The following is a 25932-nucleotide window of genomic DNA, read 5'->3' as shown; positions in this document are numbered from 1 at the left end:
CATCACCCGCGCCGCCCGGTCCACCGCACCCGCCGCCGAGGAGCCGAGCGGCGCCCAGGAGCCGCAGGCCGCCGAGGGCGAGGCCCCGGCCGCCGAGACCGCGTCCGAGCCGGAGCCCGCGCCCCGTTCGCGGCGCCGGGCGGTCCGCCCGCCGACGGCCGTGTTCCAGGCGCCGGTCTTCACCGAGCCGGTCTTCCAGACGCCGGAGAGCGCCGCTGCCGAGGCCGCCGCCGCGCTGGAGGAGCCCGAGGAGGAGGACGAGGAGCAGCCGACGGCCGAGGCCGTCGAGCGCGAGCCGCCCGCCGGCCGCCGTCGGCGCCGCCGCCGTGGCGCCGCGCCCGCCGAGGAGCAGCCGGAGGCCGAGGAGCCCGAGGCCGCCGAGGAGGGCGAGACCGAGGCCGAGACCGAGGCCGAGGCCGGTCAGCCCGAGGACGAGTCCGGCGAGGAGGAGTCGGGCGACCGTCCGGCCCGTCGCCGCCGCCGTGGCGGCCGCCGTCGCCGCCGGGGCGAGACCGCCGAGGGCGAGGGCGCCGAGGAGCAGTCCGAGAGCGGTGAGGACGAGTCGGCCGCCGAGGGCGAGGGCGCCGAGGAGCAGGGCGAGGGCCGGGACGAGTCGGGCGCCGAGGCCGGTGAGTCCGGCGGCTCCAGCAGCAGCCGTCGCCGCCGCCGTCGGGGCCGTCGCAGCGGCGACGCCGCCGAGCCCGAGGCCGCCGGTGACGACCCGGAGCGCACGGTCGTCAAGGTTCGCGAGCCCCGCGAGCGGCGCGGCAAGGAAGCCGAGTCCGGTGCCGACGAGGTGCAGTCGATCAAGGGCTCGACGCGTCTGGAGGCCAAGAAGCAGCGCCGTCGTGAGGGCCGCGAGCAGGGCCGCCGCCGTGTGCCGATCATCACCGAGGCCGAGTTCCTGGCCCGCCGCGAGGCGGTCGAGCGGGTCATGGTCGTCCGGCAGAACGGCGATCGCACCCAGATCGGCGTGCTGGAGGACAACGTCCTCGTCGAGCACTTCGTGAACAAGGAGCAGGCCACCAGCTACGTCGGCAACGTCTACCTGGGCAAGGTCCAGAACGTGCTGCCGTCCATGGAGGCCGCCTTCGTCGATATCGGCAAGGGCCGCAACGCGGTGCTGTACGCGGGCGAGGTGAACTTCGAGGCGCTGGGGCTCTCGGGCGGTCCGCGCCGCATCGAGACCGCCCTGAAGTCCGGCCAGTCCGTGCTCGTGCAGGTCACCAAGGACCCGATCGGCCACAAGGGCGCCCGGCTGACCAGCCAGGTCTCCCTGCCCGGCCGCTACCTGGTCTACGTGCCCGAGGGCTCGATGACCGGCATCAGCCGCAAGCTGCCCGACACCGAGCGGGCCCGGCTGAAGCAGATCCTCAAGAAGATCGTTCCCGAGGACGCGGGCGTGATCGTCCGCACCGCTGCCGAGGGCGCGAGCGAGGAGGAGCTGTCCCGCGATGTCGCCCGGCTCCAGGCGCAGTGGGAGGAGATCAAGAAGAAGGCGAAGAGCGGTAGCGCCCCGTCGCTGCTCTACGGCGAGCCCGACATGACCGTCCGGGTCGTCCGCGACATCTTCAACGAGGACTTCTCCAAGGTCATCGTCAGCGGTGACGACGCCTGGGAGACCATCCACGGCTATGTCTCGCACGTGGCGCCCGACCTCGCGAACCGGCTCCAGAAGTGGACTTCGGACGTCGACGTCTTCGCCACCTACCGGATCGACGAGCAGCTGATGAAGGCGCTGGACCGCAAGGTCTGGCTGCCCAGCGGCGGCTCGCTGGTGATCGACCGGACCGAGGCGATGGTCGTCATCGACGTCAACACCGGCAAGTTCACCGGTCAGGGCGGCAACCTCGAGGAGACGGTCACCAGGAACAACCTGGAGGCGGCCGAGGAGATCGTGCGCCAGCTGCGGCTGCGCGACCTCGGCGGCATCATCGTGATCGACTTCATCGACATGGTGCTGGAGTCCAACCGGGACCTGGTGCTGCGGCGGCTGCTGGAGTGCCTGGGCCGGGACCGTACGAAGCACCAGGTGGCCGAGGTCACCTCGCTCGGCCTGGTCCAGATGACCCGTAAGCGGGTCGGCCAGGGGCTGCTGGAGTCCTTCTCCGAGTCCTGTGTGCACTGCAACGGCCGCGGCGTGATCGTCCACATGGAGCAGGCGTCGTCCGCCGGCGGCGGTGGCGGCAAGCGCAAGAAGAAGAAGTCCGCCGCCGGTGGCGCTCAGCAGCAGGAGCGGGCCGCGGCCGCCGCCGAGGCGGAGGCCGAAGCCGAGGCGGAGTCCGAGGACGTCACCGAGGCGGCGGCCGAGATCGCGGCGGAGGCCACCCAGCCCAAGCCGCTGCCCGAGCCGGTCTTCGCGGCCGACGAGGAGCTGTACAGCAGCGCCGCGGAGGCCGAGGCCGCCGCGAGCCGTGGGCGTACGCGCCGCCGTGCCACCCGTAAGGTCTCCGCCCCGGCGGGCGCCCCGAAGGCCGCCAAGGAGCCGGAGGGCGTGGTGGTCGTGGTGGCCGACGAGCGTCGGGAGGCGGCCCAGGCGGAGCCGGCGGCGGCCGCCGAGGCTCCCGCCGCCGCTCCCACCGAGGAGCAGGCCCCGCTCGAGGGCGTTCCCGCGCCGCGTACGCGCCGCCGTGCGACCCGTAAGGTGAGCGCCCCCGCGGGCTCGCCGACGGGCTCCGAGGAGGCGGCCGTGGTGGTCGTGAGCGGGTCTTCCGCCGAGTCGGGGCCGGAGCCCGAGTCGGGGCCGGAGCCCGAGTCGGCGCCCGAGCCGGAGGCGGCGCCCGAGAGCGCGTCCGCCGAGGGCGAGGCCGAGGCGGCGGCACCGGCGAAGAAGACCGCCCGTAAGGCGGCCAAGAAGGCTCCCGCCAAGAAGGCGGCGGCCAAGAAGACCGCCGAGAAGAAGACGGCGGCGAAGAAGACGGCCGCCAAGAAGACCACGGCCAAGAAGACGACCGCCAAGAAGGCGGCGACGAAGAAGACCGCGGCGGCGGAGCAGCAGACTCCGCAGTCGGTCTCGGCCGCCGCCGACGACTGATCCGGCCGACCCGGAGGGCCCACTGTCACGTGACAGTGGGCCCTCCGGGCTCTGGTAGCCTTAACCCTTGGCGTCTGTACGCCAAACCCCTGAGCACATCCCTTCCGCTTCGCCGGAAGAGGCCGTTCGGCCGATGTTGAATCGCATGATCACTCGGTTGTCACGACCCTCGTGGGCCGTGTTGGGCGGCTGGCATCAGAGGTCCCGTTTTCTAGCGAGAGAGTGAGAACCGCGTGTACGCAATCGTGCGCACCGGCGGCCGCCAGCAGAAGGTGGCCGTGGGCGATGTCATCGAGGTCGACCGTCTGGCCAGCAACAAGGTCGGCGACACCGTCGAGCTTTCCACTCTGCTCGTTGTCGACGGCGATGCCGTCACCAGCGACCCGTGGGTCCTGGCCGGTGTGAAGGTTCACGCCGAGGTCGTCGACCACCACAAGGGTGGCAAGATCGACATTCTGAAGTACAAGAACAAGACCGGTTACCGGAAGCGGATCGGCCACCGCCAGCTGCACACCGCGCTGAAGATCACCGGCATCGACTCGGCTGCGAAGTAAGGGACTGAGAAGAGATGGCACACAAGAAGGGCGCATCGTCCACTCGGAACGGTCGCGACTCCAACGCCCAGCGGCTCGGCGTCAAGCGCTTCGGCGGCCAGGTCGTCAACGCGGGTGAGATCCTGGTCCGCCAGCGCGGCACGCACTTCCACCCGGGCACGGGTGTCGGCCGCGGCGGCGATGACACGCTGTTCGCGCTGGCCGCCGGTGCGGTGCAGTTCGGCACCAGCCGTGGCCGCAAGGTCGTGAACATCGTTCCGGTCGCTGAGTAATCAGCCCGGGCGACATCGCACAGCCTTTTCCGAGGGCGGACCGCTCTTCCCGTGACGGGAAGCGGGTCCGCCCTCGGCGCGTTACGAGCGTGAGGCACATCAGAACAACCCCGAACCCGTATGTAACTGGAGGCACCCGTCATGACCACCTTCGTGGACCGCGTCGAACTGCATGTCGCCGCGGGTAACGGAGGCCACGGCTGCGCCTCCGTGCACCGCGAGAAGTTCAAGCCGCTCGGGGGACCGGACGGCGGCAACGGCGGCCGGGGCGGCGATGTGATCCTGGTCGTGGACCAGTCCGTCACCACCCTGCTCGACTACCACCACAGCCCCCACCGCAAGGCCACCAACGGCAAGCCCGGCGAGGGCGGCAACCGCTCCGGCAAGGACGGCACCGACCTGGTCCTGCCGGTCCCGGACGGCACCGTCGTCCTCGACAAGCGGGGCAACGTCCTGGCCGATCTGATCGGGGAGGGCACCACCTACATCGCCGCCCAGGGCGGCCGCGGCGGCCTCGGCAACGCCGCGCTCGCCTCGGCCCGCCGCAAGGCACCCGGCTTCGCGCTGCTGGGCGAGCCGGGCCACTCCGGGGACGTCATCCTGGAGCTGAAGACCGTCGCGGACGTGGCCCTCGTCGGCTACCCGAGCGCCGGCAAGTCCTCGCTGATCTCGGTGCTCTCGGCGGCCAAGCCGAAGATCGCCGACTATCCGTTCACCACGCTGGTGCCCAACCTCGGTGTGGTCACGGCCGGTTCGACCGTCTACACCATCGCCGACGTCCCCGGTCTGATCCCCGGCGCCAGCCAGGGCAAGGGCCTCGGCCTGGAGTTCCTGCGCCATGTCGAGCGCTGCTCGGTGCTGGTGCACGTGCTGGACACCGCGGCGCTGGAGTCCGAGCGCGATCCGCTGACCGACCTCGACGTCATCGAGGCGGAGCTGGCCCAGTACGGCGGTCTGGACGACCGGCCGCGGGTCGTCGTGCTCAACAAGGTCGACATCCCCGACGGCAAGGACCTCGCCGACATCATCCGGCCCGATCTGGAGGCCCGCGGCTACCAGGTACTCGAGGCCTCGGCGGTCGCCCATCTCGGCCTCAAGGAGCTGTCCTTCGCCCTGGCGAAGATCGTCGCGGAGGCGCGGGCGGCGAAGCCGAAGGAGGAGGCGACCCGGATCGTCATCCGGCCGAAGGCCGTGGACGACGCGGGCTTCAGGGTCGTCGCCGAGGAGGGCTTCTACCGCGTGCTGGGCGAGAAGCCCGAACGCTGGGTCCGCCAGACCGACTTCGCCAACGACGAGGCCGTGGGCTACCTCGCCGACCGCCTGGCCCGTCTCGGCGTCGAGGAGGAGCTGATGAAGGCGGGCGCCCACTCGGGCGACGAGGTCGTCATCGGCCCCGAGGACGACGCGGTCGTCTTCGACTGGGAGCCGAGCCTCGCGACCGGCGCGGAGATGCTGGGCCGCCGTGGCGAGGACCACCGCTTCGACGCCCCGCGCCCGGCCGCGCAGCGGCGGCGGGACCGGGATGCCGAGCGGGACGAGGCGGACGAGGAGTTCGACACGTTCAAGCCGTTCTGAGGGCCGCACGGCCGCACGTCATGAGGGCCGCACGGCCGCCCGGTCGCGCATAACGGGCGCCCTCGAGGGTCCGGACGCTCCGGGGCTCCGCGCGGGCCCTGAGCGGGCCTCTCGGCGCCGCCCGGCAGGCGGCATGACGAAGGGCCCGGGAGGATCTCTCCCGGGCCCTTCGTCATGCTCTCGGTCCCTGCCGTCGGCTCGGACCGCCGGACGTCAGACCGTCGCGGTCTCCTCCGTCTCCGGCGAGCCGGACTCCAGCTCCATCTCCTCCGCCGCGTCCCGGGCCTCGCGCTGCGAGGGGATCTCGTCGGTGAGCCGGGTGGCCATCCGGGCCCGGCGCTCGTCGGCCTTGCGGCACAGGTCCTGCGTGGCCTGGTCGAAGCGCACCAGCGACGGCGGGTCGGACGGGCCGAGCAGATGCACCTTCAGCTCGGCGCGGGCGCCCGCGAGGGTGTCCTTCTCGGGGTCGCGGACCGCTGCCAGCAGTCCGGTCACGCCCGCGGCTTCCGGCGTGAGGATCGTGGCGGCGCGCACGGTCGGGAAGCCCGCCCGGAACTCCTCCTCCGTCATCCCGCTGGTGTTCGCCACCGCGTACGGCTTCTCGCTCGTCAGGTAGTCCGAGACCACGCTGGAGACATCGCTGATCAGCACGTCGGCCTGGTTGAAGCAGGTGAAGATCGCCGGACGCGGGCCGGTGATGATCTGGTGCTCCCAGACCGGCAGCGAGGCCCAGTAGGCGCTCTCCCAGGCGGCGGTGGCCGCGGCGACTGCCGCCGCGCGGTCGCCGTCCGGGGCCCCCTGGAGCTTCATGCGCTCGGTCTCGTCCGCGCTGGGCCGGAAGGAGGTGCTGGTGAGCCGGTTGAGCTCATCGGCGCACCGGGCCAGCTCGGCGGCCGCCTCGGCGCCGGGGCGGTCGCCGCCGCGCTTGGTGTTCGCCTCGGCGATCATCGCCTTGATGCGGTCGTTGGCACGGCCCGCGCGGGGGTCCACGGAGCCGGTCATCGGGTGCGGCTTGTACAGCAGGCGCACCTTGGGGTCGGCGAGCAGCTCGCGGACGATGTTCTCACCGGCCAGGATCACCGAGGTGTTGCCGGGGTTCCCGTCCCAGCCCTCCCAGGTCGGCGCGTACAGCACCGTCGTCAACTCACCGGTGGGCACGCCCGCGTAGGGGCGGATGGGGGCCAGCTGCGGCCGGCCGACCTCCACGACGTCCTTGTCCTCGACGCCGATGTCGGCGAGCTGGTAGCGCTCGCGCGCCGCCGGGCCCGCGACCCACACCTCGTCGTACGCCTTGGCGTACGGGTTGCAGCTGGAGAGCTTGTCGCTCTCGCCGTGGTTGATGAACGCGTGCTTGATCGAGGGGATGCGCAGCACCTGCGAGGTCTTGCCGGAGTTCGCCGGATGCAGCAGCACCTTGAGCGTCGAGTGCTCCAGCCGCATCAGATGCGCGACCTTGGGGAGGCAGACGATCGGCACGTCCGTCGCCTCAATCTTCTGCACCATGAACCGCTCACGGAGCACGATGATCGGCTTGCCGTCGAGCGCGGCGAGCGTGGAGAGCCACATGTTCGCCTGGTACGCCGAGGAGTTGCCGCCGGAGAAGTACATGCCCACGGTCGGCTGATAGTCGGCCAGCCACTTGTCCAGCCAGCGCAGGGCCGTGGCCTCGTTCGCCACGCGCTTGCGCGGCAGCAGCCAGCTGGCGAGGTGGGCCGTGCCACCGATGCCGATCAGGAGCGCGATCGCCAGGCCGGCGCCGCCCCAGACGGCGTCCTTGGTGGCCGCGGTGACCAGGAGGCCGGCGGTGACCGGCGCGGCGAGACGCAGCAGACGGCGCCCGTGCTGACGGGCGAACAGCCGCGGCGGGGCCGCGTTCAGGCGCAGCGCGGACGCGTCGATGTTGCGCGTGACGAACGGCAGCTGCCGGGTCCGGCGAACCAGGATGGCCGCCGCCTGGCAGGCGAAGTGCACCAGGTAGAAGAGGAGCAGCCCCACGGTCAGGGGCGCCTGCTCGTGCAGGGGATTGATGCCCTCGATGCGCAGCAGCCCGACCATGATGAGCATGTCGCGGAACAGCTGGCGCACCGTGACGTCGAGGCGGATCTTCCCCAGCAGCGCCAGCAGACCGGGCTGCTTGTGCTGTAGGAAGAGATCGAGCGCGAGTCCGCACGCCGAGGCGGCGATGAAAAGCGGTACGTTCGGAAGCACGGCGCCGACGAGCTGTGTGGCGAAGAACACGAGCATCGCGAGCAGCGCCGTCAGCTGTACGACCCGGCGTGGGGCGATTCCGGCAGAGGGCACGGGGTGGGCTCCTGGCAGGAGGGCAACGGACTGGGGGGACCCCTGACCGTATGCCGACGTCCCGCCCGGTGACAATCCGCGCCGGTGCCAACCGGTCGCAATCGGTGTCAAAGGTCCCCCGAGTGGTGTCCGTGGGGTGCTCATGGCGGTGTGTGAGGCGATGTGCGCGGGCGGTGTCCGGGGGCTGAAATGCCGAGGCAGGCGAGGGCCGACTGTCGTAGATTGCCCCCTTGTCATGATGAGTGTGTAAGGCATGCGTTTCTTCGGGGCGTGTGATGGGCCGGGGACGAACGAGGGAGCGGCGTGGCGGAGCAGGACGGGTCGGCGGTACGGGACGAGGTGGCCGCCGCCCGCAGGATCGTGGTCAAGGTCGGCTCGTCCTCCCTCACCACCGCGGCGGGGGGCCTGGACGCGGACCGCGTGGACGCGCTGGTCGACGTGCTCACCAAGGTGCTCGACGGCGACGGTAAGGGCGACGGCGGCAGGGACGCGGACGGTAAGGCCGGAGACGGTAAGGGCGGCGACCGTAAGGGCGGCGACCGCAAGGGCGGCGCGAACGGCAAGGAGATAGTCCTGGTCTCCTCCGGTGCCATCGCCGCCGGGCTGGCCCCGCTGGGCCTGGACCGGCGCCCCCGCGACCTCGCCCGCCAGCAGGCGGCCGCGAGCGTCGGGCAGGGGCTCCTGGTGGCCCGCTACACGGCGTCCTTCGCGCGCTACGGGCGCCGGGTCGGCCAGGTGCTGCTCACCACGGACGACACCAGCCGCCGCGCCCACTACCGCAACGCCACCCGCACCCTGGACCAGCTGCTGGCCATGGGCGCGCTGCCGATCGTCAACGAGAACGACACGGTGGCCACGGACGAGATCCGGTTCGGCGACAACGACCGGCTCGCGGCCCTGGTCGCCCATCTCGTCCGGGCGGATCTGCTGGTGCTGCTCTCCGATGTGGACGGCCTGTACGACGGGGACCCCAGGACCCCCGGCACCTCCCGGATCGACGAGGTCCGGGGCCCGCGGGACCTGGACGGCGTCTCCATCGGCAGTGCGGGCCGCTCGGGGGTGGGCACCGGTGGCATGGTCACCAAGGTCGAGGCGGCCCGGATCGCCACCGCGGCCGGGGTCCCGGTGGTGCTCACCTCCGCGAGCCGGGCCGGGGACGCCCTGCTCGGCCGCCATACGGGCACGTTCTTCCACCGCACCGGCCGCCGCTCGGCGAACCGGCTGCTCTGGCTCGCCCACGCCTCCGCGCCACGTGGCGCCCTCACCCTGGACGACGGCGCGGTACGGGCCGTCGTGGAGCGCCGCACCTCGCTGCTGCCCGCCGGGATCGCGGCCGTGGAGGGCGAATTCACCGCCGGTGACCCGGTCGAGCTGAGGGACACCGAGGGCCGCCCCGTGGCCCGTGGCCTGGTCAACTTCGACGCCAAGGAGATCCCGCAGCTGATCGGCCGCTCGACCAGGGACCTGGCCCGCGAGCTCGGCCCGGCCTACGAACGAGAGGTGGTCCACCGCGACGACCTCGTCGTCCTGGACTGAGCCGCTCCGGCGGCGCGGACACCCTGGAGGCGACTCGAGGCGAACCGGGCCGCCGGAAAATAAACCCCCCTCCGAAAAACCTCAAAAGCGCCCCGCGGGCGGGCGTGGGCTGGTCAACTTTGTTCAACGGGGTCGCGCGGGGCAGCGCGCCGGCTGTGGGAGACGCGGCGGAGTCCGAGCGGAAGGCCGCGGCCATGGCACCGTCACGAGATGCTCCGCCCGCGCGTGAGCGGAGCAGCGAGTTACAGGAGGCCGCCGGTGAGACGAGGGCGCCCGGGGGCGTCGCCCAGAGGGGCGGCGGAGCGCACCCTGACCAGTGTCGGAGCGGGCGACGCCGGGTCCGGTGACGCCGTGGCGCACGATGCCGGGCGTGGCGAGGCGTCCCGGCTGTGGCACATCACCCTCAGCGTCTCGGGGAGCGAGGCGCCGCTGCCGGAGGTCCGCAGGGCGCTCGAGCAGCTGGCCCATGACCATCCGTTCCTGCTGACCAGCCGCTATGCCAACGATCACGCCGAGATCCGCTACTGGGAAGAGGCCCGTGATCTGCATGACGCCGCGGCGGTCGCGCTGCGGCTGTGGGGCGAGCACCGGGCCTCGGCCAAGCTGCCGCCCTGGGAGATCGTGGGGCTCGAGGTCATCGACCGTGACACCTATCACCATCGGGTCGCCGAGGGGTACGGGCCGCCACCGGCCTCCCCGGTGGGCGTGCATCCGTTCTGAGCACGGATGTGCGGCGCCGAGATGTGAGAACGCCATCTCGAACTGCGGAATAGTGCGTGGATCTCCGCTCCCGGCTCAGTACGCTTCGGGCATGACCAGCGCACCCACGTCGCCGCTCGCCGACCCCTGGCCGAAGTCCCCGGTCCTCCAGGCCGCCTACCGGGCCCAGGTCGCGGCAGCCGATCTCGCGCCGCTGCCGCGCGCCGTCAAGGACGACGCCCTGCTCGCGATGGCCGACGCCCTGGAGGTGCGCACCAAGGAGATCGTGGAGGCCAACGCGGCCGATGTGGAGCGGGCCCGCGAGGCCGGCACCAGCGACGCCATCGTGGACCGGCTGACGCTCACCCCCGAGCGGGTGCGGGCCATCGCCTCCGACGTCCGCGACGTGATCGCGCTGCCCGACCCGGTCGGCGAGGTGGTGCGCGGCTCCACCCTGCCCAACGGCATCGACCTGCGCCAGGTGCGCGTGCCGCTCGGCGTCGTCGGGATCATCTACGAGGCCCGGCCGAATGTGACGGTGGACGCCGCGGCGCTCTGCCTGAAGTCGGGCAACGCGGTGCTGCTGCGTGGCTCCTCGTCGGCGTCCCACTCCAACGCCGCGCTGGTGAAGGTCCTGCGCGACGCCGTCGGCGGGGCGGGGCTGCCCGCGGACGCGGTGCAGCTGGTGCCGGGCGAGAGCCGGGAGTCGGTGCGCGAGCTGATGCGCGCCCGCGGCCTGGTGGACGTGCTGATCCCGCGCGGCGGCGCGTCCCTCATCCGTACGGTCGTCGAGGAGTCCACGGTCCCGGTCATCGAGACCGGTACCGGCAACTGCCATGTGTACGTGGACGCCGAGGCCGACCTCGACATGGCGGTCGAGATCCTGGTGAACTCCAAGGCCCAGCGGCCGAGCGTGTGCAACGCGGCGGAGACGCTGCTGGTGCACCAGGACATCGCCGACAGGTTCCTGCCCCGCGCCCTGGACGCCCTGGCCGGGGCCGGGGTCACGGTCCACGCGGACGAGCGGGTGATGGCGCTCGCGGAGGGCTCCAAGGCCACTGTGGTCCCGGCGGTGGTCGACGACTGGGAGACCGAGTACCTCTCGTACGACATCGCGGCGGGTGTCGTGGACTCCCTGGAGGCCGCGGTGAACCACATCCGCCTGTGGTCCTCCGGGCACACCGAGGCCATCGTCACGTCGTCCCAGCAGGCCGCCCGCCGCTTCACCCAGCTCGTGGACTCCACCACGGTCGCCGTGAACGCCTCCACGCGGTTCACCGACGGCGGGCAGTTCGGCTTCGGCGCCGAGATCGGCATCTCCACCCAGAAGCTGCACGCCCGGGGACCCATGGCGCTGCCCGAGCTGACCTCGACGAAGTACATCGTCACCGGAGACGGCCACACCCGCTGACTCACCCGTTCGGGGGATGGTCGATTTCCGGCGCCGCTAGGGTGGATCTTCCCCCGAATACCATTTCACCCTGCCCAAATTGACCCGTCCGGTCTACTCTGAATGGGTGCCGGACGACGTGGGGGGCAAGCCGTTCCCGGACGGCGACGAGCCCGACGACCGCAGCCACGGCGAGACGAACGACGAGTTCGCCGCCGTGGTCTTCGACGAGGACTTCGTACGGTCGGCCCCGATCCATGAGCCCACCGCCATCGAGCGGATGCTGGCCGCCGCCGAGGCCCGTGCCGAGGCCGAGGCGTCCCGGCGCCGCAGGGCCGGTGTCCCGCCCGAGGACGAGCTCTTCGAGGATGGGTACGGCGCGGAGGCCGACCTCTACGGCGCGGACGACCCCGACGGGCGCTTCGGCCCCGGGCGGGACGGGGACGACGCCTACGGCCCTTATGGGCGTTACGGCAGCGCGGGGCGCCCTTACCGCGGCCATGCCCGCTGGCACCGCCCGGTGGCCTGGCTGCTGGCCGTCCTGATGGGCATCGGCGTGGTCGCCCTGGCCTTCACCGCCGTCTACCGGGGCGCCTCGGGCAACCGCCAGGACCCGGCCCCACCGCCCGCCACCAGCGGTGTCGACGGCTCGCCCTCGGGACAGCCGCGTCTGGAGCCCTCGGGGTCGGAGTCGGCCCCGGAGCCGACCGGGGCCAAGGGCTCGACCGCCTCCGCCGTCCCGCCGTCGCGGTGACGTCCTCGTACCCGGCTAGCATGCCGCGGCCTATGGGGCGTTTCCTCCGCACTCGCCTCCCAAGTTGTGGAGTACCACCGCGTTTACCGTCGCCCCTGGCGACCTACTCTTGAGATATGACCGGGCGTGGAGACCCTCCCGAGGGGACACCCGAGGGCGTCCCGGGAGGTGGTGAGGACGAGTACCGCTCCGTCGTGTTCGACGAGTCCTTCGTCCGTGCTGCCCGGCTCCAGGAGTTCTCCGCCGACGAGCGGATGGGCGAACACGCACGGGCGGTGCGCAGTCGGCACGCCTGGGCCAGGGCCGGTGCGTCGCGCCAGGCCGTCGCGCTCGTCCTGCTGATCGCCATCGCCTTCGCGGCCGCCGTCTACATGGGGGTGCGCCACCCGTACCAGACGCCGCAGCCGCAGACCGTGGAGCCGCTGCACAGCAGCGTGGTGCCGCTCGCGCCGCGCGGTGAGGTACCCGGAGGGCCGCCGGGCCGGCTGTTCCGCAACAGCCCGGCCGCCGAGTTCCGCACCGGCGCCGAAGGGGTCACCGTGCCCGGCGCCCGCCGCACCCAGAGCTTCTCCGAGAGCCAGGTGATGACGGCGCTCACGACCGCCAAGGACTACCTGGTCAAGTCCGCCATCGACCCGGGTGTGCTCACCGGCGGCCCGGTGCAGGCCGTAAGGCTGCTGCTGGACCCGGCCCAGCAGACCCAGTTCGACCAGAGCTTCCAGCACCCGGTCGACGACGGACGGCACGCGGCCACCGGCTGGCTGAACCGCTTCAACCCGGCCGAGGTGACCCTGGCCGACGCCCCGGTGCGGGTCCGCGGCACCCTTACGGTCATCGAACGCAGCGCCGCGACCCTGGAGGTCGCCGCCGACCACGTCTTCGTCTACGCGCTCCAGCCCGCCCACGACCGCGGACCGGACCACGCGTCGCTGTTCACCGTGCGCCGTGAGACGCGGTTCCGCTTCGACCGGGACGATCTGCGCGACCACCACCTCGAGCTGGTGCAGAGCACCGTGCTGGCGGGCCCGCAGGCCTGCGCCGCGAACGCCTCCGGCTATCTGCGGCCGATGCTCGCCGGTCAGAGTGCCAAGGGCGACGCCCCGACGGGCACCGACCCGTACACCACCGGCCGCACGGCGGTCTCGCTGTGCGGCGTCCTGGCCCCCGGGACCCAGCCCGCCGTCAACGGGGGTTCCTGAGGGCCGTCAGGGGCCGTCTCAGGGCCGCGGCGGGGTGTCCCCGGGCTCGTCGTTCCCCGGCCGCTCCTCCGGCCCGTCTGTGGGCCGCTGGTCCTCGGCCGCGTCCTGAGCGCCGCTCCGAGCCCTGCCCCGGGGGTCGTCCTGAGTGCCGCCCCGCGCCCCGCCCTGGGGCTCCGCCCCGGGCTCCTCCCGGGGCGGCGTGCCCTCCCCGGCGGTCTCACCGTGCTTGCCCGCACCGCCGGTGAACCGGTCGCGCAGCTTGCTGCCCAGGTCCCCGGCGCCGCCCGCCACGTCCCTGACGAAGGCGAACAGCGGGTCCTTGCTGCTGCGGACCGACTCCGCGTAGTGGCTCGCGGACTCCCGGAACGAGTCGCTGACCGAGGTGTCCCGGTCCTCGTCGCGGCGCGGGTAGTGGCCGTCCATGAGCCGCTGGTAGTCGCGGGTCGCGGCCCACTTCTTGAGCTCGGCGGCGCGCACGGTGGTGAACGGATGGCTGCGCGGCAGCATGTTCATGATCTTGAGGACGGAGTCCCGCAGATCGCCGCTCGACTCGTACTCCTCCGCCTGCTCCAGGAAGGCGTCCACGTTCATCTCATGGAGGTGATGGCCGCCCGCGAGCTTCATCAGCCCGCGCATCGAGGCCCGCAGATCCTGTCCGACCAGCAGCCCCGCCCGGTCCGCCGACAGCTCCGACTTGCGGAACCACTCCCGCAGCGCCGTCACCAGCGCCAGCACCGCCACATTGCCGAGCGGAATCCAGGCGACCTTCATGGCGAGGCTGGTGAGGAAGAGCAGTATCGTCCGGTAGACCGAGTGACCTGACAGCGCATGGCCCACCTCATGGCCGATGACCGCCCGCATCTCCTCCTCGTCGAGCAGCTCGACCAGACCGGTGGAGATCACGATGATCGGCGCGTCCATGCCGATGCACATCGCGGTCGGCTGCGGGTTCTGGGTGACGTACATGGCCGGGACCCGTTCCAGGTCCAGGATGTAGCAGGCGTCCCGCAGCATGTCGTGGAGATGGGCGAACTGCCGCTCGCTGACCCGCACCGAGTCGGAGAGGTAGAGCAGCCGCAGGCTCCGCTCGGGCAGCAGCCCGCTCATCGCCTTGAAGACGGTGTCGAAACCGGTCAGCTTGCGCAGCGCGACCAGCGCGGAGCGGTCCGCCGGATGTTCGTACGCCCGTGAGGAGATCCCGGGGAACCGCCGCCGCTCTCGGCTGGGCACATGCTCCCGGGCGTCTCCCGTCCCGTTCCCACCACCGGTCTCGTGGCTGTCGCTCATGTCGCCCCCTCGTTGATGGCCCGCTCGACGAGGCGCCCGGCCCGGGCCCTCGTCCGGCGGCCCCCAGCCTAGGCCCTGAGCGCCTGGGGGTTAGCGTGGAGACATGCCCGAAATGACTGGCCTCACCGAAGCCCTCGCCGCCACCTCCCACAGCAACGACGGCCCGGGAGCGCTGCTGCGCATCGTCATCGTGGTCGGCGTGGTGGGCGCCGCCCTGCTCGCCTGGTTCCTGCTGCGCGGTTACAAGCAGGACTGAGCGGATACCAGCGGGGCTGAGACGAGCGGGGCTGCCACCAGCAGGACGGACATCGGGACCGAAAACCGCCTCGCATACGATGTGGCCGACGTGTTGTGACGCCTAGACCCGGATAGGTACTGCCGCGATGACCGCTTTCAGCACCGCACATGCCGCCCTGACCACGCTCGCGTCCGAGGGCGGTGAGCACACCGACACCCACCCGAGCATCAGCCCCTTCATGACCGGCGGTGCGGCCCTGGTGATCCTCTTCCTGCTGCTGTGGATCACCACGCGCTTCAACCGGGACCGCTGACCTGGGCGATTGCCCCTATGGGCCCCGGCTCCGGGCCGGGCCCAGTAGGGTCTGCACGCATGGAAGAGCAGAAAGGGTCCGGCAAGCGGCGACTGGGTGTGATGGGCGGGACGTTCGACCCGATCCACCACGGCCACCTGGTCGCGGCGAGCGAGGTGGCCTCGCAGTTCCACCTCGACGAGGTGGTGTTCGTGCCGACCGGGCAGCCCTGGCAGAAGAGTCACAAGAAGGTCTCCCCGGCCGAGGACCGCTATCTGATGACGGTCATCGCGACCGCCTCGAACCCGCAATTCTCGGTCAGCCGTATCGACATCGACCGCGGCGGGCCCACCTACACCACGGACACCCTCCGGGAACTGCGCGCCCTCAACGGTGACGCCGATCTGTTCTTCATCACCGGGGCCGACGCACTCAACCAGATCCTCACCTGGCGCGACGCCGAAGAGCTCTTCTCGCTGGCCCACTTCATCGGGGTGACCAGACCCGGGCACATACTGGCCGACCCGGGGCTGCCGGAGGGCGGGGTGTCGCTGGTGGAGGTCCCGGCGCTGGCGATCTCGTCATCGGACTGCCGGGCGCGGGTCGCTCATGGCGACCCCGTCTGGTACCTGGTGCCGGACGGCGTGGTGCGCTACATCGACAAGCGCGAGCTGTACCGGCACGACTGCTGAAGGGGTACCGGTGAACGACCGGCAGGATCCGTACGACCCGTACGCACAGGACCCGTATGGCCAGGAGCCTCAGATCTACGGCTATGACGCCTATGGGCGTCCGGTTTACCAGCCGCAGGCGGAACAGCAGCAGGGTTACGACCCGTACGCTCAGCAGCAGGCGCAGTACGGGGAGCAACAGCAGCAGCCACACGACGGGTACGGGTACGACCCTTACGGCCGACCGCAGCATCACCAGCCCCAGCAGCCCCAGCAGCCCCAGCAGCTCCACACCCAGACGCAGAACTACGACCCGTACGTTCAGCAGCAACAACAGCAGTACCCACAGCAACAGCAGCAGTACCAACAACAGCCACCGCAGGGTTACGGCTACGGCTACCCGCAGGCGGCCGCCGCCCCGACCGTCCCCCCGCAGCGCGAGGAGCCCGGCCCGGAGCCCAACCCCTACGAGGAGCTGAGCCCGGAGCAGCTGCGCCCCGGATCCGAGGCGCCGCCGGCCGAGGAGCCCCGTTCCGCCGGGCCCCGGCCCCCGGAGCGGAAGCGCCCCGGGGGTGCCGATCAGGAGGAGTACCACACCGAGCAGTTCTCCTTCGTCGAGGAGCAGGACGAGGAATCCGACGACGTCATCGACTGGCTGAAGTTCGCCGAGACCCGCTCCGAGCGCCGCGACGAACGCCGTCGTAAGGGCCGTAACCGCCTTATAGCACTCGTCGTGGTCCTGGTTCTCGCCGCGGCGGGCGGGGTCGGTTACCTCTGGTACGCGGGCAAGCTCCCGGGGCTGTCCGACGACGCCCGGGACCAGGCGGCCGCGGGCGGCCCGCAGAAGCGCGATGTGATCGTCGTCCACCTGCGCGAGACCAAGGGCGGCCGCACCTCCACGGCCCTGCTGGTGGACAACGAGACCACCAAGAAGGGCACCACCGTCCTGCTGCCGAACTCGCTGGCCGTCTCCACCGAGGACGGCGCCTCCACGACGCTCGGCAAGTCCGTGACCGACGAGGGTTCGGACTCCACCCGGGACTCCCTGAGCACCCTGCTGGGGTCGAAGATCCAGGGCACCTGGCGGCTGGACACGCCCTATCTGGAGAACCTCGTCGAGCTGGTCGGCGGGATCAGCCTCGACACCGACGCGACCGTCCCCAGCCCCGAGAAGGGCGAGGACCCCCTGGTCAAGCGGGGCAAGGACCAGATCGTGAGCGGCCAGGCGGCCGTGGCGTACGCCACCTACCGCGCGCCCGGCGAGGCGCAGTCCAAGCAGCTCGCGCGGTTCGGGCAGGTCATGCACGCGGCGCTGAAGAAGCTCTCCAGCGACGAGAAGGGCGCCACCAGCACCGTGGAGTCGCTGGCCCAGATCCCCGACCCGTCGCTGTCCGAGCAGCAGCTGGGCGCGTCGCTGGCGAAGCTGGCCGGGCAGGCCAAGAGCGGTGCGTACGACACCGCGATGCTGCCGGTCCAGCCGGACGGAACGCTCAGCAGCCAGGCGACCGACCACGTGGTCAAGGACATCCTGGGCGGCACGGTCAAGAACTCCGACAAGAGCACCGCGCCCCGGGTCAGCGTGACCAACGCCGGAGGCCCCAAGGACGCGTCGAGCGCCGCGCGGGTGGCGCTGGTCAACGGCGGCTTCACGGTCGTCACGGCCGCCGAGGGCGGCGATGCGCAGTCGGCCTCGCGGGTGACCTACGCGGACGCCGCCCAGGCGGGCCAGGCCAAGGAGGTCGCCAAGACGCTCGGGCTGCCGGAGGCATCGGTGCGGAAGGGCAAGGGCGCGGCCAACGCGGACATCACGGTCCTCCTCGGCCCGGACTACGACGCCACGGGCTGAGCCGGCCCCGGCCGTGGTCCGGGCCGAGCCGGCCCGGACCACGGCCGCCCGGCGTGACGGTGGGGCGTGAGACCCTGGGGGGAACCAGACCTTCGAGGTACCACCGACCGAAAGCCTTGCCTGTGACCGCCACGGACCGCTCCCTCGAGCTCATCAACGCCGCCGCCCAGGCGGCCGCCGACAAGCTCGCGCACGACATCATCGCGTACGACGTCAGCGATGTGCTCTCCATCACCGACGCCTTCCTGCTGGCCTCGGCGCCCAACGACCGCCAGGTCAAGTCGATCGTCGACGAGATCGAGGAGCGGCTGAACAAGGACCTGGGCGCCAAACCGGTGCGTCGCGAGGGCGACCGCGAGGCCCGCTGGGTGCTGCTGGACTACGTGGACGTCGTGGTGCACGTCCAGCACAGCGAGGAGCGGGTGTTCTACGCCCTGGAGCGGCTCTGGAAGGACTGCCCGCAGCTGGAGCTCCCGGCCGACGCCGAGGCCACCCGCGGCAAGGCGCAGGAGTACGCGCAGGCGCAGGGCCCGGACGGCGGCGCGGGCGGTGAGCTGAGCTGAACGGCACCCAAGGCGCCCGTGGCCGCCGCATCGTCCTGTGGCGCCACGGCCAGACGGCCTGGAACATAGAACGCCGCTTCCAGGGCTCCCTGGACATCGAGCTGACCGACACCGGTGTCGCGCAGGCGCACCGCGCGGCCCGGCTGCTGGCCGCCCTGAAGCCCGACGCGATCATCGCCTCGGATCTGAAGCGGGCGGCGGCCACGGCCGCCGAGCTGTCCGCCGTCACGGGCCTGTCGGTCGCGCATGACGCGGGCCTGCGGGAGACCTACGCGGGCGCGTGGCAGGGGCTGACCCATGAGGAGATCATCGAGCGCTTCGGCGAGGAGTACGCGGCGTGGAAGCGCGGGGAGCCGATCCGGCGCGGCGGCGGTGAGCTGGAGACCGAGGTCGCCGACCGGGCGGCGCCGGTGGTGCTCGAGAGCGCCGACAAGCTGCCGGACGACGGCACGCTCGTGGTGGTCAGCCACGGCGGCACGATCCGCACCACCATCGGCCGGCTGCTCGGTCTTGAGCCCCGGACCTGGGAGGCCCTGGGCGGCCTGTCCAACTGCTGCTGGTCCGTTCTGGGCGAGGGCGCGCGGGGCTGGCGGCTCCTGGAGCACAACGCCGGATCGCTGCCCGAGCCGGTGCTCGGCGACGACGACTGAGCGGATTTCCTTTTCCGGCAGGTCACCGGCTATGCTCCTTCTCGTTCGAAGCGCTACGGCGCCGAGAAGAGCGGGGCTATAGCTCAGTTGGTAGAGCGCCTGCATGGCATGCAGGAGGTCAGGAGTTCAATTCTCCTTAGCTCCACGGCACCAGGATCCCGTCTCCCTCACAGGGAGGCGGGATCGCTGCTTTCCGCGCCGCCTCCGGCCCGGGTCTCCGGCACCCCGCTGACCCGCATCGAGGTCGAGGCCGGCCGGATCTCGCCGACCGAGGTGTGCCGCACCATCTTGATCCGGGAGCCCGGCGGGGCCGGGTCCCGGCTCGGCCACCTCGGCGCCTCGCCCGCCGCGCGCAGAAGGAACGTCGCCGTGCCACCTGGGTGAACCACCGCGTCAGCAAGGAGATCGTGTCCGTCGCGCAAGGCACCGGGCGCGGCATCGCCGTCGAAGCACTCGGTGGGATCCGCGAGCGGGTACGGCTAGGGGGCTTCTGATGGATCTCCGCGGCGTCGCGACGCCCGGCACGCCCTCTCGCCGCACCGGACAAAACCCCTAGTAGCTCCGCTACGAGGGCTTCCGTCCGGCACGCCGAGAGCACGCACCGAACGCCGCTCCTTCCTCCACGGAGATCCATCAGAAGCCCCCTAGCCACGGCGGTCGCGTTCGGCGTCGTGGGCCTCAACTGGCAGCGGCTGCCCGCCCGCTGGCACGCCGCCACCGTCCCGGGCGGATTCCTGCTGGCGGCCGTCTCGTTCGCCGGGGCGGGTCTGGCGCTGCGCGACGGTACGGACGGCGGCCCATGGATCCTCGTCGCCCTTACGGCTTCCGGCGCGGGACTCTCGTTCGCCTACGGCCCCCTGCTCACGCGGACGTTGGCGACCGTAAGGCAGCAGGAGGCGCCGGACGCCGGCGGGGTGCTGGTGACAGCGGCTCAACTCGGCCCGCTCACTGGCGTCGCGGTGTTCGGGGCGGTGTTCCTGGGCGCGGCGGACGGTACGGTGCCCAGTGCGGGTGCCTCCGCGGACGCCCTGTGGGTGACCTGCGTCGCCTTGGCCGGGGCCGCGCTGTGCGGAGCGCTGATGAGTCTGGTGAGACGAGTGGGGCATCTCCGCTGACCTGCGCGTCGTCCCGTGGCAGAATCGGACGGCCGGAGGGGGATGGGGCCGACACGTCCGATGGGGAGGGCAGGTGGGATGCGGACCAGCATCCTCGATGCGATCGAGGACCCGTCCCGCAGGGCACGAGCGGGCATCGTGTGCCCGTCCTGCGGCTCCGGACATGTGGCACAGGTCCTCGGTGACAACGGCGGTGTTTCCTACGTGTGTACGGCCTGCGGCCATAGCTGGAGCTGAGTGAGATGGGAGCCCACAGCCGGAAGTGCGACTGGTGCGGCACCGGTACACCGATCGTCCGCGACATGGAGCCGCTCAATCCCGACTACCAGTACTGGTGTGCGGAGTGCGCGCGGGCGCTGATCATCAGGGGCGATCCCATCGAGACCTACCGTGAGCTCGAAGGGGAGCCGATCTACGGTCGGCTCCTCGACGAGCACTGCACGCTGAAGCGTTTCTATTCGTTCGCGACGGCGTAACGGGGATCTGCTCCGGCCCCCGGCCAATCGATTTGGCGGAAGGCCGGGGCATCCGTGTAATGTAGGCGTCGCCGCCGGGGAAACCGGGCGGGGCAAGACCTGGGGCTATAGCTCAGTTGGTAGAGCGCCTGCATGGCATGCAGGAGGTCAGGAGTTCAATTCTCCTTAGCTCCACATCAAGGAGGCGGGTCGTCCGTAAGGGCGGCCCGCCTTTCGCGTCGCGTGACGGGGGTCACCACCTCCGTGCGGCCCGTCCGCGCCCTGCGGTAACCTGGCTCCATGCGTGCCGTACGCCTTCTGCTTAGCGGGCCGCGCTGATCACCACCGGCCGAGTACAGCTCCGGTCGGCATCAGCGCGGCGTCCCCTCCTGTGCGAGGGGTCTTTTTGTTTCGGAAGCAGGGATCCGCTGCGTTGCCGCAGGCAGAGACGACCGATGGAGCTTTGAGGACCATGAGCGAGACCAACGCCGCGGCCGAGGTGGCCGCGCCGCACCGCTACACGGCCGCCCTGGCCGCCGACATCGAAGCCCGCTGGCAGGACTTCTGGGACGCGCACGGCACGTATGAGGCGCCCAACCCGGGCGGCGACCTGGCCGGCGACGCCGAGGCCGTCGCCCGGCCCAAGAAGTTCGTCATGGACATGTTCCCGTACCCCTCGGGCGCGGGCCTGCACGTGGGCCATCCGCTGGGCTACATCGCCACCGATGTGTTCGCCCGCTACCACCGCATGACGGGCCACAACGTCCTGCACACCCTGGGCTTCGACGCCTTCGGCCTGCCCGCCGAGCAGTACGCGGTGCAGACCGGCACCCACCCGCGGGTCAGCACCGAGGCCAACATCGAGAACATGCGGCGGCAGCTGCGCCGCCTGGGCCTGGGCCACGACAAGCGACGCTCGTTCGCGACGATCGACCCGGACTACTACAAGTGGACCCAGTGGATCTTCTTGCAGATCTTCAACTCCTGGTACGACCCGGAGGCGAAGACGGCGCGCCCCATCGACACCCTGGTCCAGCAGTTCGCCTCCGGTGAGCGCCCGACCCCCGACGGCCGCCCCTGGGCCGAGCTGACCGAATCCGAGCGCGCCGACATCCTGGGCGACCACCGCCTGGCCTACGCCTCGGACGCGCCCGTCAACTGGTGCCCCGGCCTGGGCACCGTGCTGGCCAATGAGGAGGTCACCGCGGACGGCCGCTCCGAGCGCGGCAACTTCCCGGTCTTCAAGGCCAAGCTGCGCCAGTGGAACATGCGCATCACCGCCTATGCCGACCGGCTGCTGGACGACCTGGACGAGCTGGACTGGCCCGAGGCCATCAAGCTGCAACAGCGCAACTGGATCGGCCGCAGCGAGGGCGCCCGGGTCGACTTCCCGGTGGCCGAGCATCCCGACGCCAAGATCACGATCTTCACCACCCGCCAGGACACCCTGTTCGGCGCCACCTACATGGTCCTGGCGCCCGAGCACGGCCTGGTGGACCAGATCGTTCCGGCCGCCTGGCCCGAGGGCACCCACGACGCCTGGACAGGCGGCCACGCCACCCCGGCCCAGGCCGTCGACGCCTACCGCAAGCAGGCCGCGGCCAAGTCCGACGTCGAGCGGCAGGCCGAGGCCAAGGAGAAGACCGGCGTCTTCACCGGCGCGTACGCCGTCAACCCGGTCAGCGGCGACCGGGTGCCGGTCTTCATCGCCGACTACGTGCTGATGGGCTACGGCACCGGCGCGATCATGGCCGTCCCGGCGCACGACGGCCGTGACTTCGCCTTCGCCCGTGCCTTCGAGCTGCCCATGCGCTGCGTCGTCGAGCCGTCCGACGATCGCGGCACGGACCCGTCGACCTGGGACGACGCCTTCGGCTCGTACGACGCCAAGATCGTCAACTCGACGGGGGAGTCCGTATCGCTGGACGGGCTGGGCGTCGTCGAGGCCAAGGCGCGCATCACCGAGTGGCTGGAGTCCCGCGCCATCGGCGAGGGCACCGTCAACTACCGGCTGCGCGACTGGCTGTTCAGCCGTCAGCGGTACTGGGGCGAGCCCTTCCCGATCGTCTACGACGAGGAGGGCGTGGCCCACCCCCTGCCCGAGTCGATGCTGCCCCTGGAGCTGCCCGAGGTCGAGGACTACTCGCCGCGCACCTTCGACCCGGACGACTCCGACACCTCCCCGGAGACCCCGCTGTCCCGGAACGAGGAGTGGGTCAACGTGGTGCTGGACCTGGGCGACGGCCGCGGGCCGCGGCCGTTCCGCCGCGAGACCAACACCATGCCCAACTGGGCCGGCTCCTGCTGGTACGAGCTGCGCTACCTGGACCCGCACAACAGCGAGCGGCTGGTCGACCCCGAGGCCGAGCGCTACTGGATGGGGCCGCGCGAGGGGCAGCCGCACGGCGGTGTCGACCTGTACGTGGGCGGCGCCGAGCACGCGGTGCTGCATCTGCTGTACGCCCGGTTCTGGTCCAAGGTCCTGTTCGACCTGGGGCACGTCTCCTCGGTCGAGCCGTTCCACAAGCTGTACAACCAGGGCATGATCCAGGCGTATGTCTACCGGGACAGCCGCGGTATCGCCGTCCCGGCCGCCGAGGTCGAGGAGCGGGACGGCGCCTACTGGTACCACGGCGAGAAGGTCTCCCGACTGCTGGGCAAGATGGGCAAGTCCCTGAAGAACGCCGTCACGCCGGACGAGATCTGCGCCGAGTACGGGGCCGACACGCTGCGGCTGTACGAGATGGCCATGGGTCCGCTGGACGTCTCGCGGCCCTGGGACACCCGCGCCGTCGTCGGGCAGTACCGGCTGTTGCAGCGGCTGTGGCGCAATGTCGTCGACGAGGGCACCGGAGAGGTCACCGTCGTCGACACCGAGCCCGACGAGGCGACGCTGCGCGCCCTGCACAAGGCGATCGACGGCGTCCGGCAGGACATGGAGGGCCTGCGCTTCAACACCGCCATCGCCAAGATCACCGAGCTGAACAACCACGTCACGAAGGTGCGCGAGGTGCCCCGCTCGGTGGCCGAGGGCCTGGTGCTGCTGATCTCGCCGCTGGCCCCGCATGTCGCCGAGGAGCTGTGGCGCAAGCTGGGCCACTCCGGGTCGGTCGTCCACGAGTCCTTCCCGGTCGCCGATCCGGAGTACGTCGTGGATGAGACCGTCACCTGTGTGGTGCAGGTCAAGGGCAAGGTCAAGGCCCGGCTGGAGGTCGCGCCCTCGGTCTCCGACGAGGAGCTGGAGGCGCTGGCGGTGGGCGACCCGGCGGTCGTGGCGGCGCTGGACGGCGCCGGCATCCGTAAGGTCATCGTGCGGGCGCCGAAGCTGGTGAACATCGTTCCGGCCTGATCGGCCTTTCACGCTTTCACGCGCGGGCGCGCGTCGGGCGGGTTTTTCGCGCGTGGGCGGGTCGGGGGTTCGTCAGGAACCTCTGACCCGCCCGGCGCGTTTACGCTGAGAGGACGACCGCCACCGTGCCGTGACCGCCGCCCCAAGGAGCGCACATGGAAGCCATCTGGATCCTGTTGACGCTTTTCGTCCTGATCATGCTGGCGGGGGTCTATGGGGTTGTTCGCGGGGTCAGGGCGGCCAAGCGCGGTATCGACCGTACGGTGCACCAGGCCCGCGTCACGGTGGAGGAGACCAGACTCAGGGCCCGGCAGCTCGCCCAGCCGGGCGCGGCCGGTGAGCTCGCCCAGCTGCGGCTCTCGCTGCGCGGCTCGATGCGCGCCACCGGGCAGGCCCTGCAAGCGGCCGCCCCGCAAGACCGGTCCCTGTCGGAGTCGTTGGGCCTGTTCCAGCGGCTGAGCAGCCATGCGCTGGACCTGGAAGCGGATCTGAAGCGGCTGGAGCAGGAGCCCGACAGGGCCCGGCTCGCCGCCCTGCTGCCCGAGATGCGGGAGCGCGCGCAGCGGATCACCCACTCGGCCGACTCGCTGCGCTGGGCGGTGCAGGAGCGGTCGCATCGGATGGCGCACGACGATCTGGACTCGCTGGGCCGCGAGATCGAGATGGAGGCGGGGGCGCTGCGGCACTGGACGGCGGTGGAGCCCGACGAGCCGTTGGCGACGCCCGAGGCGGGGGCGCGACCTGGGCCCGAGGCGGGGCAGGCGCCGGAGCCGCCTCGCCCGTCGCTCGGGGCGAGGGGGAATACGGAGCCCCAGTCGTGGCAGAAGCCCTGGCAGAAGTCCCCGCGTCCCGAGAACACGGCCTGAGAACCGGAAACCAGGGAATCCGGGAATCTGGAGACCCGGAGACCCGGAAACCAGAGAATCCGGGAATCCGGAGACCAGGGAACGCGGAACCCGTGAACCCCCGTACGAACCCGGTCTGAGAACAGGATCTGAGTCACGTCTGAACAGGGCATGATCGGCAAGGCAATTGATCACCCGGTGGGGTCGCGCTGTCGGCAGGCGCCATCCCCCGATAACCTCCCAGTCATGTCCCGCCATGTCGCGATCGTGACCGATTCCACGGCGTACTTGCCGCAGGATGCGATGGAGCGGCACCGCATCACCGCCGTGCCGCTGACGGTGGTGCTCGGAGACCGGGCCCTGGAGGAGGGCACCGAGATCTCGGCCCGGTCCCTCGCGCAGGCGTTGCAGAAGCGGAAGCCGGTGACGACGTCCCGGCCCAGCCCGGAGATGTTCGCGGCCGCCTATCGGGCCGCCGCCGAGGAGGGTGCGACGGGCATCGTCTCCCTGCATCTGTCGGCCGAGTTCTCCGGCACCTACGACGCGGCGGTGCTCGCGGCACAGGACGCGCCCGTTCCGGTGCGGGTGGTGGACAGCGGAATGGTCGCGATGGCGCTCGGCTTCTGCGCGCTGGCGGCGGCCGAGACGGCGGAGGGCGGCGGCACGCTGGACGAGGCCGTGGCGGCGGCGGAGAAGCGGGCCGACAGCACTGCGGCGTACTTCTACGTCGACACCCTCGACTACCTCCGGCGCGGTGGCCGCATCGGCGCGGCCCAGGCCCTCCTCGGCTCGGCACTCGCGGTCAAACCGCTGCTCCAGCTCGACGAGGGTCGGATCGAGCTGCGGGAGAAGGTCCGCACCGCTTCGAAGGCCATCGCCCGGCTCGAGGAGATCGTGGTGGAGCGGGCCGGCCGGAGCCCGGTGGACATCGCGGTGCAGCACCTGGCGGCGGGCGACCGGGCGGCGGCGCTCGCGGAACGGCTGCGGGAGCGGGTGCCGGGGCTGGCGGAGCTGTATGTGAGCGAGGTGGGCGCGGTGATCGGGGCGCACACCGGGCCCGGACTGTTGGGGGCGGTGGTCTCTCCGCGATAGCGGAGGGTGGGGGGCTCTTCACCCGGCGGGGTGACGGAGTTGTCCACAACGCGGAGGTTATCCCCGGAAATTGATGCGGATCGGCGCGATCGGCCGCGTGTGTCTACCGTCAGGTGGCATGAGGTCACGATCACGCACAGTAACCACGGGCCCGGGGCGGGGCCGCCATCGCGACGGCGGGGCGGGCCGCCGCCCACGCCCGCCGTCCGGTACGG

Annotated in this window: 23 protein-coding genes and 2 tRNA genes; 22 read left to right on the top strand and 3 right to left on the bottom strand. The window is 71.4% G+C overall.

The features are described 5' to 3' along the window. The 4 genes from ABD329_RS37750 to obgE form a co-directional block, all read left to right on the top strand. A partial coding sequence (locus tag ABD329_RS37750; RefSeq protein ID WP_344317567.1) for an Rne/Rng family ribonuclease occupies positions 1-3034 on the top strand: 3034 nt, incomplete at its 5' end. A gap of 233 nt (positions 3035-3267) precedes the next feature. Continuing rightward, complete coding sequence (gene rplU / locus ABD329_RS37745; protein WP_037945965.1) at positions 3268-3588, top strand: 50S ribosomal protein L21; 321 nt, start codon at positions 3268-3270, stop codon at positions 3586-3588. A gap of 14 nt (positions 3589-3602) precedes the next feature. Beyond that, positions 3603-3860 carry a 50S ribosomal protein L27 gene (gene rpmA / locus ABD329_RS37740; RefSeq protein WP_020871349.1) on the top strand — a complete coding sequence of 86 codons (258 nt, stop codon included), beginning with the start codon at positions 3603-3605 and terminating at the stop codon, positions 3858-3860. A 141-nt stretch (positions 3861-4001) separates the two neighbouring features. Further along, complete coding sequence (gene obgE, locus ABD329_RS37735; RefSeq protein WP_198275457.1) at positions 4002-5435, top strand: GTPase ObgE; 1434 nt, start codon at positions 4002-4004, stop codon at positions 5433-5435. Between the two features lie 213 nt (positions 5436-5648). Here the strand turns inward: obgE and ABD329_RS37730 are convergent, their stop codons facing one another. After that, positions 5649-7736, bottom strand: coding sequence for a hypothetical protein (locus tag ABD329_RS37730; RefSeq protein WP_344317566.1), 2088 nt, complete (start codon positions 7734-7736; stop codon positions 5649-5651). 303 nt (positions 7737-8039) lie between these two features. On the opposite strand from ABD329_RS37730, the gene proB reads away from it, so the two are divergent. From proB to ABD329_RS37705, 5 genes are all read left to right on the top strand, one after another. Next, on the top strand, positions 8040-9272 hold the full coding sequence (gene proB / locus ABD329_RS37725) for a glutamate 5-kinase (RefSeq protein ID WP_425574432.1): 1233 nt from the start codon (positions 8040-8042) through the stop codon (positions 9270-9272). Positions 9273-9530: 258 nt separating this feature from the next. After that, positions 9531-9992 (top strand): hypothetical protein, encoded by a 462-nt coding sequence (locus ABD329_RS37720; RefSeq protein WP_198279762.1) that lies wholly within the window; start codon positions 9531-9533, stop codon positions 9990-9992. Between the two features lie 91 nt (positions 9993-10083). Continuing rightward, positions 10084-11382: a glutamate-5-semialdehyde dehydrogenase gene (locus tag ABD329_RS37715; RefSeq protein ID WP_198279761.1), complete on the top strand. Its 1299-nt coding sequence runs from the start codon at positions 10084-10086 to the stop codon at positions 11380-11382. Positions 11383-11488: 106 nt separating this feature from the next. Further along, entirely contained in the window at positions 11489-12115 is a 627-nt protein-coding gene (locus tag ABD329_RS37710; RefSeq protein ID WP_309142849.1) for an SCO2584 family spore wall biosynthesis protein, read from the top strand. Positions 12116-12231: 116 nt separating this feature from the next. After that, positions 12232-13314, top strand: a complete 1083-nt coding sequence (locus ABD329_RS37705; protein WP_198279759.1) for an SCO2583 family membrane protein — start codon at positions 12232-12234, stop codon at positions 13312-13314. 18 nt (positions 13315-13332) lie between these two features. Here ABD329_RS37705 and ABD329_RS37700 read toward each other — a convergent pair whose 3' ends face one another. Further along, the gene (locus ABD329_RS37700) at positions 13333-14601 is read right to left on the bottom strand and encodes a M48 family metallopeptidase (RefSeq protein ID WP_198279758.1); all 1269 of its coding nucleotides are present in this window, start codon (positions 14599-14601) and stop codon (positions 13333-13335) included. A gap of 103 nt (positions 14602-14704) precedes the next feature. Between ABD329_RS37700 and ABD329_RS37695 the strand changes: the two genes are divergently transcribed. From ABD329_RS37695 to ABD329_RS37665, 7 genes are all read left to right on the top strand, one after another. Beyond that, positions 14705-14857, top strand: coding sequence for a hypothetical protein (locus tag ABD329_RS37695; RefSeq protein ID WP_044575378.1), 153 nt, complete (start codon positions 14705-14707; stop codon positions 14855-14857). A gap of 127 nt (positions 14858-14984) precedes the next feature. After that, a complete protein-coding gene (locus tag ABD329_RS37690) occupies positions 14985-15152 on the top strand; it encodes a hypothetical protein (protein ID WP_037945979.1) in 168 nt (55 codons plus the stop codon). A gap of 59 nt (positions 15153-15211) precedes the next feature. Further along, entirely contained in the window at positions 15212-15823 is a 612-nt protein-coding gene (gene nadD / locus ABD329_RS37685) for a nicotinate-nucleotide adenylyltransferase (protein WP_037945980.1), read from the top strand. Positions 15824-15833: 10 nt separating this feature from the next. Next, positions 15834-17648 (top strand): LCP family protein, encoded by a 1815-nt coding sequence (locus tag ABD329_RS37680; protein ID WP_344317565.1) that lies wholly within the window; start codon positions 15834-15836, stop codon positions 17646-17648. 122 nt (positions 17649-17770) lie between these two features. After that, positions 17771-18211 (top strand): ribosome silencing factor, encoded by a 441-nt coding sequence (gene rsfS, locus ABD329_RS37675; protein WP_046086602.1) that lies wholly within the window; start codon positions 17771-17773, stop codon positions 18209-18211. Continuing rightward, positions 18208-18861 carry a histidine phosphatase family protein gene (locus ABD329_RS37670; RefSeq protein ID WP_344317569.1) on the top strand — a complete coding sequence of 218 codons (654 nt, stop codon included), beginning with the start codon at positions 18208-18210 and terminating at the stop codon, positions 18859-18861. Before rsfS ends, ABD329_RS37670 begins: the two co-directional genes overlap by 4 nt. A gap of 72 nt (positions 18862-18933) precedes the next feature. After that, positions 18934-19006 (top strand) — tRNA-Ala (locus ABD329_RS37665). Positions 19007-19028: 22 nt separating this feature from the next. Here the strand turns inward: ABD329_RS37665 and ABD329_RS37660 are convergent. Further along, complete coding sequence (locus ABD329_RS37660) at positions 19029-19250, bottom strand: hypothetical protein (RefSeq protein ID WP_344317563.1); 222 nt, start codon at positions 19248-19250, stop codon at positions 19029-19031. 282 nt (positions 19251-19532) lie between these two features. On the opposite strand from ABD329_RS37660, the gene ABD329_RS37655 reads away from it, so the two are divergent. The 6 genes from ABD329_RS37655 (at position 19533) to ABD329_RS37630 (ending at position 25717) form a co-directional block, all read left to right on the top strand. After that, positions 19533-19976, top strand: a complete 444-nt coding sequence (locus ABD329_RS37655; RefSeq protein ID WP_344317562.1) for an MFS transporter — start codon at positions 19533-19535, stop codon at positions 19974-19976. Positions 19977-20218: 242 nt separating this feature from the next. After that, entirely contained in the window at positions 20219-20452 is a 234-nt protein-coding gene (locus ABD329_RS37650) for a hypothetical protein (protein ID WP_037945988.1), read from the top strand. Between the two features lie 101 nt (positions 20453-20553). Then, positions 20554-20626 (top strand) — tRNA-Ala (locus ABD329_RS37645). Positions 20627-20903: 277 nt separating this feature from the next. After that, the gene (leuS, locus tag ABD329_RS37640; protein WP_344317561.1) at positions 20904-23780 is read left to right on the top strand and encodes a leucine--tRNA ligase; all 2877 of its coding nucleotides are present in this window, start codon (positions 20904-20906) and stop codon (positions 23778-23780) included. Positions 23781-23935: 155 nt separating this feature from the next. Next, positions 23936-24646, top strand: a complete 711-nt coding sequence (locus ABD329_RS37635) for a hypothetical protein (protein WP_344317560.1) — start codon at positions 23936-23938, stop codon at positions 24644-24646. A gap of 225 nt (positions 24647-24871) precedes the next feature. Next, positions 24872-25717, top strand: coding sequence for a DegV family protein (locus ABD329_RS37630; protein ID WP_344317559.1), 846 nt, complete (start codon positions 24872-24874; stop codon positions 25715-25717). The last annotated feature ends 215 nt before the right edge of the window (positions 25718-25932 follow it).

The sequence above is a fragment of the Streptomyces javensis genome (genome assembly GCF_039525925.1).
Taxonomy (GTDB): domain Bacteria; phylum Actinomycetota; class Actinomycetes; order Streptomycetales; family Streptomycetaceae; genus Streptomyces; species Streptomyces asiaticus.
This window is presented reverse-complemented; position numbering and strand designations above follow the sequence as displayed.